Origin of the sequence: Amycolatopsis sp. FBCC-B4732, assembly GCF_023008405.1 — a bacterium.
GTDB lineage: Bacteria > Actinomycetota > Actinomycetes > Mycobacteriales > Pseudonocardiaceae > Amycolatopsis > Amycolatopsis pretoriensis_A.
On sequence record NZ_CP095376.1, the window covers coordinates 8,133,741 to 8,145,711 of the forward strand.

General features: G+C 67.7%; 13 protein-coding genes, 1 tRNA gene and 1 pseudogene. 5 read left to right on the forward strand and 10 right to left on the reverse strand.

What is annotated here, in order from left to right:
• Nucleotides 1-83: 83 nt before the first annotated feature.
• Nucleotides 84-3,200, forward strand: a complete 3,117-nt coding sequence (locus MUY14_RS36540) for a BTAD domain-containing putative transcriptional regulator (RefSeq protein WP_247016212.1) — start codon at nt 84-86, stop codon at nt 3,198-3,200.
• On the opposite strand, the gene MUY14_RS36545 is transcribed toward MUY14_RS36540, so the two are convergent.
• From MUY14_RS36545 to MUY14_RS36590, 10 genes are all read right to left on the reverse strand, one after another.
• Nucleotides 3,184-3,927: an ABC transporter permease gene (locus MUY14_RS36545; RefSeq protein ID WP_247016214.1), complete on the reverse strand. Its 744-nt coding sequence runs from the start codon at nt 3,925-3,927 to the stop codon at nt 3,184-3,186. The genes MUY14_RS36540 and MUY14_RS36545 overlap by 17 nt on opposite strands.
• Entirely contained in the window at nt 3,924-4,859 is a 936-nt protein-coding gene (locus tag MUY14_RS36550) for an ATP-binding cassette domain-containing protein (RefSeq protein WP_247016216.1), read from the reverse strand. Before MUY14_RS36550 ends, MUY14_RS36545 begins: the two co-directional genes overlap by 4 nt.
• A gap of 64 nt (nt 4,860-4,923) precedes the next feature.
• The gene (locus MUY14_RS36555; RefSeq protein ID WP_247016218.1) at nt 4,924-5,370 is read right to left on the reverse strand and encodes a nitroreductase family deazaflavin-dependent oxidoreductase; all 447 of its coding nucleotides are present in this window, start codon (nt 5,368-5,370) and stop codon (nt 4,924-4,926) included.
• A gap of 11 nt (nt 5,371-5,381) precedes the next feature.
• Complete coding sequence (locus tag MUY14_RS36560) at nt 5,382-5,819, reverse strand: VOC family protein (RefSeq protein WP_247016220.1); 438 nt, start codon at nt 5,817-5,819, stop codon at nt 5,382-5,384.
• Nucleotides 5,820-5,950: 131 nt separating this feature from the next.
• Nucleotides 5,951-6,023: transfer RNA gene (locus MUY14_RS36565), tRNA-Ala, on the reverse strand.
• Nucleotides 6,024-6,058: 35 nt separating this feature from the next.
• Nucleotides 6,059-6,226, reverse strand: coding sequence for a DLW-39 family protein (locus MUY14_RS36570; RefSeq protein ID WP_020642567.1), 168 nt, complete (start codon nt 6,224-6,226; stop codon nt 6,059-6,061).
• A 402-nt stretch (nt 6,227-6,628) separates the two neighbouring features.
• Entirely contained in the window at nt 6,629-6,811 is a 183-nt protein-coding gene (locus tag MUY14_RS36575) for a hypothetical protein (RefSeq protein ID WP_247016222.1), read from the reverse strand.
• Nucleotides 6,812-7,160: 349 nt separating this feature from the next.
• A complete protein-coding gene (locus MUY14_RS36580) occupies nt 7,161-8,078 on the reverse strand; it encodes a hypothetical protein (protein ID WP_247016224.1) in 918 nt (305 codons plus the stop codon).
• Between the two features lie 625 nt (nt 8,079-8,703).
• Complete coding sequence (locus MUY14_RS36585) at nt 8,704-9,918, reverse strand: helix-turn-helix domain-containing protein (protein ID WP_247016226.1); 1,215 nt, start codon at nt 9,916-9,918, stop codon at nt 8,704-8,706.
• A 33-nt stretch (nt 9,919-9,951) separates the two neighbouring features.
• Nucleotides 9,952-10,440, reverse strand: a complete 489-nt coding sequence (locus MUY14_RS36590; protein WP_247016228.1) for an NUDIX hydrolase — start codon at nt 10,438-10,440, stop codon at nt 9,952-9,954.
• A 133-nt stretch (nt 10,441-10,573) separates the two neighbouring features.
• On the opposite strand from MUY14_RS36590, the gene MUY14_RS36595 reads away from it, so the two are divergent.
• From MUY14_RS36595 to MUY14_RS36605, 4 genes and pseudogenes are all read left to right on the forward strand, one after another.
• Nucleotides 10,574-10,789, forward strand: a complete 216-nt coding sequence (locus MUY14_RS36595) for a hypothetical protein (RefSeq protein WP_247016230.1) — start codon at nt 10,574-10,576, stop codon at nt 10,787-10,789.
• Nucleotides 10,786-11,043, forward strand: coding sequence for a hypothetical protein (locus tag MUY14_RS36600; protein WP_247016232.1), 258 nt, complete (start codon nt 10,786-10,788; stop codon nt 11,041-11,043). The genes MUY14_RS36595 and MUY14_RS36600 overlap by 4 nt, the downstream gene beginning before the upstream one ends.
• A 126-nt stretch (nt 11,044-11,169) precedes the next feature.
• Nucleotides 11,170-11,361 (forward strand): annotated as a pseudogene (locus MUY14_RS47390) (helix-turn-helix domain-containing protein); the annotation flags it as partial.
• 18 nt (nt 11,362-11,379) lie between these two features.
• Nucleotides 11,380-11,961: a Scr1 family TA system antitoxin-like transcriptional regulator gene (locus tag MUY14_RS36605; RefSeq protein WP_247016234.1), complete on the forward strand. Its 582-nt coding sequence runs from the start codon at nt 11,380-11,382 to the stop codon at nt 11,959-11,961.
• The last annotated feature ends 10 nt before the right edge of the window (nt 11,962-11,971 follow it).

Here is an 11,971-nt window from a genome sequence, read left to right on the forward strand (position 1 = left end):
GGTGGTTGCCGCCACGATGGCCGGGCCGGCTGACACGGGCCTGACACCGCTCGGACACCGGCGTCCGTGGCAAGATCGGCCTGGTGCAGATCGGGATACTGGGCCCCTTCGAGGTCCGGACGGACGACGGCGCACTGGCCGACGTGCCGGGCGCCCGGTTGCGCGGCCTGCTGGCCGCCCTCGCGCTCGACCCGGGACACGTCGTCCCGAAGGCGACGCTGGTCGACTGGATCTGGGGTGAGCACCCGCCAGCCGATGCCGCGAACGCGTTGCAACGCCTGGTTTCCCGGCTGCGGAAAGCGCTACCGGAAGGGTCCGTCGACGGGCAGCCGACCGGCTACCGGCTGCTGCTCGGCCCCGACGACGTCGACGCCGTGCGGTTCGAACGCCTCGCCGGCGAGCCGGGCCGGCTCCGGGAAGCGCTCGAGCTGTGGCGCGGTCCGGCCATGCAGGACGTCGATCTGCCCGAAAGCGCGGCCCTCGAAGCCGCCGTCACCCGCCTCGAAGCCCTGCGCCTGACGGCCGTGGAGGAGTACTTCGACGCCGAGCTGAACCTCGGTCACGGCGCGAAGGTCGTCACCGAGCTGACCGATCTGGTCGCCGCCAACCCGATGCGCGAACGGCTCGTCGCCGCGTTGATGCGCGCCCTCGTCGCCAGCGGCCGCGACTCCGAAGCGCTGCTCCTGTACCAGCGCACGAAGGACGCGCTCGCCGATTCGCTGGGCGTCGATCCTTCGCCGGAACTCTCGGCGCTGCACGTCGCGCTGCTGCGGGGCGAGCTGGCGCGGCCGGAGGCGGACCGCAAGACCAACCTGCGGGCCGAGCTCACCAGCTACGTCGGCAAGGACGCCGACGTCACGGCGGTCAGCGAGCTCAGCTCCGGCCACCGGCTCACCACCGTGATCGGCCCGGGCGGCTCGGGGAAGACCCGGCTGGCCACGGAAACCGCGCGGCACCTGCTCGGCGACCTGCCGGACGGCGCCTGGGTGGTCGAGCTCGCGGCCATCGGCGCCGACGGCGACGTCGCGCAAGCCACGCTCGGCGCGCTCAAGCTGCGGGACGCGCTCCTCGGCGAGGCACCGGACGCGGAGCCGACGGACCGGGTCATCGCGGCGCTGCGCGAGCGGTCGATGCTGCTGGTGCTGGACAACTGCGAGCACGTCATCGAGTCCGCGGCGGCGTTCGCCCACCGCGTCCTCGGCGAGTGCCGTCGGCTGCGGATCCTGGCGACGAGCCGGGAACCGCTCGGCATCACCGGCGAGGCGCTGTGGCAGCTCGCTCCGCTGGTCCTGCCCGCGCCGGACGCCGATCCCGCCGAAATCGAGGCCGCCCCGGCCGTCCGGCTGCTGCGCGACCGGGCCGGCGCGGTGCGCAAGGAGCTCGCGACCGACGACGCCGCGCTGCCGACGTTGGCGCGGGTTTGCCGGGCGCTGGACGGGATGCCGCTGGCGATCGAACTCGCCGCCGCGCGGCTGCGCACCATGTCGCTCGACCAGCTCGCCCACCGGCTCGACGACCGCTTCCGCCTGCTGACCGGCGGCAGCCGCACCGCGCTGCCCCGGCACCGGACGCTGCGCGCGGTCATCGACTGGAGCTGGGAACTGCTCACCGACGCCGAGCGCGTCGTGCTGCGCCGGCTGTCGGTGTTCGCCGGCGGCGCGAGCCTGGAAGCGGCCGAGCGGGTATGCGGCGGCGACGTCGTCGAGGAGTGGGAAGTCCTCGAACTGCTGACGGCGCTGACCGAAAAGTCGCTGGTGGTGGTCAGCGAGCGCGACGGTGCGCAGCGGTACCGGATGCTCGGCACGATCAAGGAGTACGCCGAGCAGCGGCTCGCCGAGGCCGAGGAAACGACGCGGGCTCGGCACGCGCACCTCGCGTACTTCACCGAATTGGCCGAGACCGCGAAGCCGCACCTGCGCGGCGGCGAACAGCTGGACTGGCTGGCCAAGCTCGAAGCCGAGCACGAGAACATCGCGGCGGCGATGCGCGGTGCGCTCGCGGCCGCCGAAGCCGAGCCCGCGATGCGCCTGGCGGCCGGTGCCGCCTGGTACTGGTGGCTCGGCGGGCACCGGGCGGAGGGCAACGAGCTGGTCCTGGCGGCCACGGCCGTGCCCGGCGACGTGCCGGACGAGCTCCGCGGTGTCGTCTATTCGTTCGTCGTCCAGTTCGTGACGTCCGGGCAGCAGAGCGACGAGTCCCAGGCGGTGGACTGGATCCGGAAGGCCTACGAAATCAGCCTCCAGACCCCGGACGGCGACCTGGAGCTGCGGTTCGCCCCCGCGCTCGAACGCCTGCTGCACGGGCCGGACGCGGCGCTGACCGCGTTCGAACCGCTGCTCGCCGACGAAGACCCGTGGGCTCGCGCGGTGGCCCGGCTGCAGCTCGGCAAGATGCGGATCCAGTTCGGCCACGGCGATCGCGAGGCGGACGCGCACCTCGAGACGGCGCTCGCCGAGTTCCGCGCGATCGGCGAACGGTGGGGTATGTCGTTTGCGCTGACCGAGCTGGCCGACCGCATCGCCGTGCGCGGCGAGTTCGCCGGCGCCTGCGCGTACTACGAGGAAGCCGTCGTGGTGGTCACCGAGGTCGGGGCCATCGAGGACGTCGTCCGGATGCGGATGCGGCAGGCCCAGCTGTACTGGCTGCTCGGCGACGAGGACGCGAGCGCGGTGGCGCTGGCCGAAGCGCAGCGAGCCGCGGAACGCGTCGCCTGGCCGAACGCGCTGGCCGAGCTGGCGCTGTCGAAGGCGGAACTCGCGCGCTGGCGCGGTGATTTCGAGCAGGCCCGCCGCCAGCTCGATGTCGCGACGACGATGCTGGGCGACGGCGCAGGGCTGCCGACCGTCCGCGCGGTGACCGGTGATCTGCTCGGCTACCTGGCCACGGACGTCGGCGAATCCCGCGAGCACCGGGCCGCGGCGTTCGCCGCGGCGTCCGAGACAGGCCACCCGCTCGTGCTCGCGCAGGTCCTCGTGGGAATCGCGGATCTGGCGCTGCGCACCGAAGAACCCGCGCAGGCCGCCCGCCTGCTCGCGGCGAGCGCCGGCCTGCGCGGGCTGGCGGACCGCTCCCACCCGGACTTCGGCCGGATCGAAGCGGACACCCGGAATCGCCTCGGTGACGAGGGGTTCACCGAGGCGACGCGGGAGGGAACGGCGGCGAGCTGGGACGAGCTGGCGGGCGTCACGCTCGCTTCGTGAACTTCGCCCGCGCCCACACGTAACCGACCACGGCGATCCCGACGCACCAGGCGACCGCGGCGATCGCGTAGCCGGTGGACGGCGTGCCGGTGAGCAGTCCGCGCACGGTTTCGATGATCGGCGTGAACGGCTGGTACTCGGCGAATTCCCGGAGGCCGGGACCCATCTTTTCGGCTGGCACGATGGCGCTGCTGAAGAACGGCAGCATCACCAGCGGCACGGCGGCCATCCCCGCCGTTTCCGGCGTTTTCGCGGCCAGCCCCAGCGCGACGGTGAACCAGCCGGCCGCGAAACCGAGCAGCACGATCATGCCGACCACGCCGAGCCAGTCGAGGAAACCCGCGGACGGGCTGAAGCCGAGCAGGAAAGCGACGCCGACGAGCGCGGCGATGGCGATCAGGTTGGTCAGCACGCTCGCGACGACGTGCCCGGTCAGCACCGCGCCGCGCGAGACGTCCATGACCTTGAAGCGGTTGATGATCCCCTTCGTCATGTCGGAGTTCACCGACGTCGCCGTGGCGCCGAGGCCGTAGCAAATCGCGAGGAGCATCAGGCCCGGCGTGGCGTAGTCGACGTAATCGACGCCGACGTCGAACGCGTCTCCGAGCATGTAGACGAACATCAGCATGATCACGATCGGCATCAGGACGGCGTTGAAGACCGACGTCGGGTTCCGGGCGATGTGCTTGAAATTGCGGCGAAGCATGACCGTGGCGTGGGTGCTCATCGGGAAACAACCTCCGTGGCGTGGCCGGTGAGGGCGAGGAAGACGTCGTCGAGATCGGGGGTGTGCACGGAAAACTCTTCGGCGGTGAGCGCGTATTCGTCGAGCCGGTCGAGCAAGGTGCGCAACGACTTCGAGCTGCCGTCGCCGGGAACGCGCAGAGCGAGTGCTTCGTCGTCGCGGGTGCCGTCGACGAGGACGCGCGCGGCGGCGTCGAGCTCGGCGGCGGTGGCGAACCGGAGCCGGACGTGGGTGCCGGGCAGCCGGCGCTTGAGCTCGTCGGCGGTGCCCTCCGCGACGAGCCGGCCCTGGTCGAGCACGGCGATCCGGTCGGCCAGCTGATCGGCTTCCTCGAGGTACTGCGTGGTGAGGAAGATGGTGACGCCGTCGGCGACGAGGTCGCGGATGATCGCCCACATCGTCCGGCGGCTGCGCGGATCCAGACCGGTCGTCGGCTCGTCGAGGAAGATGATCCGCGGGTGGCCGACGAGCGTCATCGCCAGGTCGAGCTTCCGGCGCATGCCCCCGGAGTAGGTCGACGCCGGCTTGCGCGCCGACTCCGTGAGTTCGAAGCGCTCGAGCAGGTCGGCCACGACCCGCTTGCCGTCCTTGGTCCCGCTGAGGTCCACCATCAGCTGGAGGTTCTCTTCGCCGGTCAGGAGCTCGTCGACGGCCGCGAACTGCCCGGTGACCCCGATCGCGGACCGGACCTTCTTGGTCTCGGCCGCGATGTCGTGACCGGCGACGCTGATCGCGCCGCCGTCCGCCTTGAGCAGCGTGGTCAGGACGTTCACCATCGTCGTCTTCCCGGCGCCGTTCGGGCCGAGGAGGGCGAAGATCGTCCCCGCGGGTACCTGCAAGTCGATGCCGTCGAGCACGACTTTGTCCTGGTAGGCCTTCCGAAGCCCGGAAGCCGTGATCGCCATTTCTGTCATGGGAGCACTGTGTTCGGCCGGCCTGACACCGACCTGACCTCACCCTGACACGGGCGCTGTCACGTCAGTCCTGCGGCGTGAGCAGCACGATCGGGATGACGCGCTCGGTCTTCTGCGCGTATTCGTCGTACAGCGGGAAGATGGCGGCCATCATCGGCCAGAGCGTTTCGCGCTCGGCCGCGGACGCCACCCGCGCACGGGCGGTGAACCGGCGCGTCCCGGCCTGGACGCCGACGCTCGGGTTCGCCTCGAGGTTCTTGAACCACGCCGGATCCTCGTCGGCCCCGGCCTTCGAGGCGACGACGACGAAGTCGTCCCCCGAGGTCCCGTAGATCAGGCAACAGCGTCGCGGGGTCCCGGTCCGGCGGCCGGTGGTGGCGAGGATCAGCGTGTGCAGACCGTTCGACTCGTGCCCTTCGGTTCCCCCGGAGTCCAGGTAGGTGCGGGTTTGCTCGGCAACCCAGTCCCAAGCCGAGTCGGTGGCGCGGTCGAGGTCATCGGCGACGGCCATGGCAGTTCCCTTCAGCTGAGTTCTTCGACGAGCCCGACGATGACACCGGCGGGTCCGCGGACGTAGGCGTACCGGCAGTAGTCCTGGTACCGCGCGATTTCGCCGACGAGCTCGCCGCCGTGCTCGCGCAGGCGCTTGACGAGGTCGTCGACGTCATCGATGACGAAGGTGATCCGCGGGATGCCCGGCGTGTTGACGGGCGCCCACGGCGCGGCCCCGGTGGCCGCGGGCTTCTCGAAGGTCGACAACTCGACCCGGCCGTGGCCGTCGGGCGTCTTCAGGAACGCGATGTCCGCGCGGACGTCGTCGAGCCCGATGAGCTTGTCGGCCCAGTCCCCCTCGACGGTGGCTTCGCCTTCGAGCTCCATCCCGAGCTCGACGAAGAACGCGACAGCGGCCGCGAGGTCCTCGACCACGTAACCGGTGTGGTCCAGCCGGTGGATCGCCATGATTGCCTCCCGAGTCAGGCGGCCTCCGCAGCCGCTCACACCCCTGGGACGGAGCCGCCTCCGGGATTTCGACAACCTCCCGGTACGACGAAGGCCAGGTCTCGCGGACCTGGCCTTCGTCGGACGTGATGTGGAGCTGAGGGGAATCGAACCCCTGACCCCCGCCTTGCAAAGGCGGTGCTCTACCAATTGAGCTACAGCCCCGGACGCGAGCGGCGCACGGCCGCCCGCGCACAGCGTCAGTTGTGGGACGCGCCCGCCGGCTTGGCCGGCGTGGTGCCGTTGCTCGAGGGGACCGGCGCGGTCGCCTCGCGCCAGAGGTCGGCTTCCGCCTTGGCCGCCTTGTTGCGCTTCACGACGAACAGGACGCCGCCCGCGATGACCGCGAGTGCCAGCAGCTTCTTCACCGAAGCCCCCTTCTCAGCTTGCTTCCCTTACCCCGCGATGTTACTGCACCGGCTCGGCGCGGTTGCCGGGTGCCGGTGGTTCCACGTGGAACCACGGGTAATCGACGTCACACGCCCACGGAAATACCGCGGCCGGGCGTCCTGTTGTAACCATTGGTCGGTTCGCCCACCGTGTCCCCCGGGCCTCAACCACTGCCTTCGCGGAGTTCCGTCCGGCTGGAGCCGCGAAGCGCCACCTCGCCGAGAGGCGACCGTGGTGCGTGCCGACCGTGACTGCTCAGCCCTGCCGGCCTTCTCTTCCCGGCAGGGCTGACCTGTATCCGGGACAGCGCGAGTTCGGGCAGTTCCTCGACGCCGCCCAGCAGACGGGCGCGGTCCTTTCGACGGAACGGGATTGACGCGCTACCAGCTGCCCAGGTAGTTGCCCTGGTCGCCGACCTGCGGGTTCGGCACGACGTCGTCCTGCCGCGCTCGCCGCAGCCCGCCGGCGATCCGTTTCCCCTGGCGCCCCCGGTCCCGCAGGTCGACGACCACAGCGATCGCCTGCAGCGCGACGAGCACGATTCCCGCGATGATCCACCCCATGTCCGGCCCCCTTCGTCTGCTTCGACGGTAAACCCGTTGGCTGCGAAGAGAACCCGCGCTTGATCGAGAATTAAGGAGCGGAAACGACGAAACCCGGCTCGCGCAGTGGCGAACCGGGTTCTGTTCGAGTGGGCCTACCAGGACTTGAACCTGGGACCTCTTCGTTATCAGGCCAAGATCACCCTTTCGTGACCAAGAGGCGTGCCCGGTGACCTCGGGCTCGAACGTCCATGTAAGTCCACTAAGGTGCTCGCCAATACGGGATGATTGTCAGGCACTCTGTCAGGCTACTCATGCTGCTCAACACGGCCGAAGAGACTCTCGGGTACCACCTGGGCGGCGACCCGAGTTAGCTTCCCGCACCTCCGGAGTTCTTAGGCAGTCTCTGGATCAGGCCAGCATCAAACCATTGGACCAATACGACAGCTAGAGACACAGCGACCTGCGCTTCAGCGAAGGAAACATTACCTGGCGCAAAGGGTTGGCCACCATGACGATCATGCTGCCCGTGCCAGAGCATTTTTAGCGTCGCGATAACAACATCGGATGACGGAGCTTTACCATGCTCGCGATCCATAGGAAGACGCCAGTCTTTTTGATCCTCAATTTGCTTAATTACCGTTCCTAGTGTCGCACTCTTGTTACTCGGCGACACGACTGGAATAGCTGCATCCTCGACTGCAAGGATCGCCAATCGATAAGCCGCACTTGCATTCGAATTCACGCCATACAATTCTCCCCATGCACTCGACAGTCGCACACCAGCCTTACCTGCCCGGACCATGACCGACTCAGCCGCAACCTGAACCCCTTCAGGCACGCGGCGGCTCAACCCTGGGCGTCCGGCACGTACGCCCACCCGGTATGCAGACCGGCTACGTTCAAGCAAAGAGTCCAGATTGTCCGAGGGCACCTTTCCGCCATGTGCAAGTAGATAATCAGCTATCTGGAGTGGCAGCGAGTGACCCCGCAAGGCTTGTATAGCCCTATTGAGTTGATCCTGACCGACCGAGTAATCCGCATAACTCTTGCGCAGACTAGGTAGAGGAATTCGCAACATCTGACACATCTTCTCTGCAAGACTGACGTTCAGCATGTCCACCTGATTTCGACCAGTGGACGTGTATTCCCTAACAGTCAATACATCACGAACCCAGGTCCAGTAAGCAGCGTCCATCCATGTTGGAACGCCATCATGGAGCGCATCGTATTCAGCAACTTGCTCTTCGGTATCGACACCAAGCGGCCGCCACACGTCATCGGTCATACTTAGGCATTATTCCACTCAGCCATGGAATCGCCTAACATATTTCGAGCGTGGGAGAAATTATGAGCGCTGGCCAGCGCGATGCGGTGCGGTTACACGGCAGCCACTTAACAACACCGGCTTCGGCGTCGGTCACAGCCGCGACGACGTCCGCAGGGTTGCGCGCCGGGTCGTACAGCAGATTACCGACGACGAGTGCAAGCCGTCGCCACTGGTGCTTGGGTGTGTCGGTAAGCGAAACGTCCGTCGATCGGCCGACCCCGGACAGCGTTCACGGCCCTGGTGACCAGGAGGGCTTTCCTGGCGGGTAGCCACGAGGCCGGCAGCCGCGGCGAAGATCCGCGCAGCGACATCCTGGGCCGTGAGTGACGACGTCGTCGAGCCGGCCACAGTCGTAGTTCTCCCGTCAGCCCTCGGTCGGCGCCCGGCCCGATAGAGCGGTGCTGGCTCGCACTTCCCCTGCGAGCCAGCACCGCAATCCGACTATACCTCATCGTCGAACCTATGTTCGATTTCGAGGGTGTCGGCGATGTACTGGCGCTGGTGTGCCCGAGCGAGTGAGACTGAGAACCGCCGACTTGGCAGGTGAAGGCAGCTGAATGGAGCGGCCTGTGGTGACGATGGCCTAGTCGAGGATTCCGTAGTGGGTGGCAAGCGTCGCAAAGTCCGGTCCGCGACGTCGCGCAGCCCGATCGACCAAGCGCCGCATGGTTGTCTTGCCAAGAGGTTGATACCGCACCCAGTCCGGCGCAAGGTCACGTGCTTCGGCAAGCCAAGCCAAGGCGTCCCGGTCATGCCTGATATCTGCGGCTGCAGCTGCTAGGAGCAGTCGGTGGCCGGCCTCCCAAAACGCCGGGACGTCACCGGTTGTGTCCGGGACGGCGGCCGCCAAGCGGAGTGCCTGTTCGGGGTCGCCAGCCCGCGCCGCAAGCTCGACGTTCTGCAGTGCGGCGACGCGCGGGCCGAAGATGGCGGCCTCCGAAGCCGTGTCACCCCGTGACCGAATCGCAGCAGCGTGAGCAGCGGCAAGCAAGTCCTCAGCGCGGCTGGCGCTCCCGGTTCGTAGAGCAGCGGTTGCGGCGTTGAACAGGAGGTTCCCAAAGACGCCCGCGCGTACCGGATCGCGGTCGAGCATCCGCGGTTCGATCGCGGCCGCCGACTGTGTCGCGACCCGCTCTGCATCCTCCGCCCGGCCCTGGCGGACCAGCGTCCACGCCAGGTAGCGCAGCGATATTGCAGCCTCGACCTCGGGAGCGTCCGACTCGGTCGCGGCCTCGATCGCCCGCGCGGCGGATGTGTACGCCAAGTCGTCGAAGCCAAGTCGGCCCGCGATGCCGGCGCCAAGGCGGTACGCGGTCGACAGGACGCGGTGCGCGCCGGCGCGCTCTTCGTCGCGGGTATCGCGGACGCCTCGCCGCGCGTCGGCCAGGACGACCGGCAACGCGTGCAGCAGCTCGGCGTGGCGCCCGTCGACGTACGCCCTCCAGGCGGCGTGCGCGCTCGCCGTGAGTTCGGGGAGCGGCAACAGCTCGCGGGTGTCGGCCAGGTCTTCAAGGCCAGGGATGGACGCATCCGCGGTGATCGCCCGGCGGAGCGGAGCCACGTCGACATCGCGCGAGTGCGGCGCCGGCATCGTGCCGAGCAGGGCATCGACCGGCACCCCAAGCGCGACCGCGAGCTTTCGGAGGGTGGTGGGGCGGCTGGTGGTCCGAGTGCCCTGCTCGATGCGCGCCACGGTGTCGACGCCGACCGCGGCAGCCTCGGCGAGCCCCTCTTGCGAGAAGTCGCGGGCTTTCCGGATGCGCGTCAGGTTCTCGGCGAGCGGGTTGTGAGCGGTCATCCGTCCTCCGGCTGTGTGCACGCAGTAACCAGCCTACCGCGCTATGCGCCGACCGTCCTCACATATCAGCAGCTCACCGGCGCGCGCAGCGTCGAGGGCTACCGCAACCCGGCGAGCAAGGATCGGCTTCAGGCGCGACGCCGCGGTGTCGACCGGCAGCAGCTCCACCGACAGGATCTCGGGGTCCGTGATCGTGAGAGCCTTGATCTCAGCCTCAGAGACCATGCCTCCGTCGAAGACGTAAGCCATCCCCTCCGGCATGCGCGCGTCGTCCGGGATGTAGTCGATCACCAGCAGGTCGCCGAGCGGCCGATCGATGCCGACCTCTTCCGCAACCTCGCGGACCGCCGTACGCCAGGGCGGTTCGCCTGCCTCGCACGCACCGCCCGGAATGTCCCAGTGCGACTTGTACGACGGCTCGACGAACAGCACTCGGTCGGCCTCGTCGCGGAACAGGACGCCGGCGGACATGCGCTTGCGGTTGAGCGAGCGCACGTAGTCGTCGAACGGGAGCAGGTCCACGAAGCGAGGTTACCGGCGGCCAGCGGCGCCCCGCTGATCTATGCCTTTGACGCCTAGTTCGCATACTCTGACCTGCCGAAATCATGGTTACCGGCTGTGTTTATGGCACCTTCGCTCAACCAGAGTTGATCAGGTGACGGCACAAGACGGTGAGGCCACGACCGGGCGCAGCGACCGGTCGACATTCTGGTGCGGCGGCTCCCTGTTCAACACGAGTGGCCAGCGGCTGAACGAGATCGACTTGGAAGCCCTCCAGCCGGCACCGGCGATCGCCGACATGACGGACGATGACTGGAAGCAGGCCGCTATGGCGCTTCAGGCGTTCGAATGCGAACGAGGTTTCCAATGACGGCTCTGATCTACATCGACCCCGCAGCGATCCACCCCGTTGTCGACGGCGAGTGGCACCGAGCCCGGCTGACCGGCATTCCGAAGCCTGGCCAGGGCATCACCATGCTGTGCGGTGTCACTGCGGCGGCCGCCTTCGAGCCGCTGTCCGAGCGTCGCGCGCATGGCATCCCCCGTCAATGCAGTCGTTGCGATGCGATCTGCCGGCGCGAGCGGGGTATCCCGCAGCAGCACACGCGGCAGAGCCGTCCCTAGGCGACGCACGCCGTGCCGACACCGTGACTACGAACTGCACGAATCGTGCAAATCCGCGATGGTGCGGACTGCCGTCCGCGACGGCCCGACGCGACAGACCGACGACAGAACGGAACAACACCAACCGTGCCACGAGCTACCACGCGGCCAGCGATCATCGCCGTTGCTTACGCGCTTCGCGCACTGCGGGAGAAGCGTGGACTCAGCCTTCGTCGTGTCGCCAAGACAGCGAAGATGAGCCCTGCCAAACTGTCCGGGCTCGAAACCGGAGGCCGCCGACAGGAAGCCGCGGTGGTGGCTTATCTACTCGGACTTATCGGTAGCCCAGAATCCACGATGAAGCAGATCGTAGACCTCGCAAACCGCGCCGACGACGCTGACCTAATTGTCCATACCGAACACGACGAGGACTTGCTGCACATCAGTTTCGAACAGCTGTCAACGCTGGTTTTCGAGTGGTCTCCAACACTGTTCCCGAACAGACTTCGTTCGGCCGCCTACTCCCGTGCAATCCAAGAGTCCAGCCTGCCCAACCCCGTCGCCACCTCGGAAAACCTCGTCCCTGCCCCGGCCCGCATCAGCTCATCGGACGGCCCCGAGCCGTTCTACGCGTTTCTTCTCGGCGAGTCCGCCACGCGCCCCGACGCCTGCTCACCAAGCGTGCTCTACGACCAGATTGAGGAAGTGGCGACGGTTTCTAAACTACTTCGCCTTTCCGTTGGTCTAGTTCCGGCAGCCTTCTGTCCACCCGGTTTGGTCGAACCTTTTACCATATATGAGGACCGCATTGGCCCCTTCGCTGTATCCGTACCGCATCACAGCGGCGTAGCTTTTCTTACCGATCAAGCAGCTGTGAAACGCTACGCGAAGACTGCCAACTGGCTGCGAGGCGGCATCACCGACGACCTCTGGTCCTGACCAGCTCCCG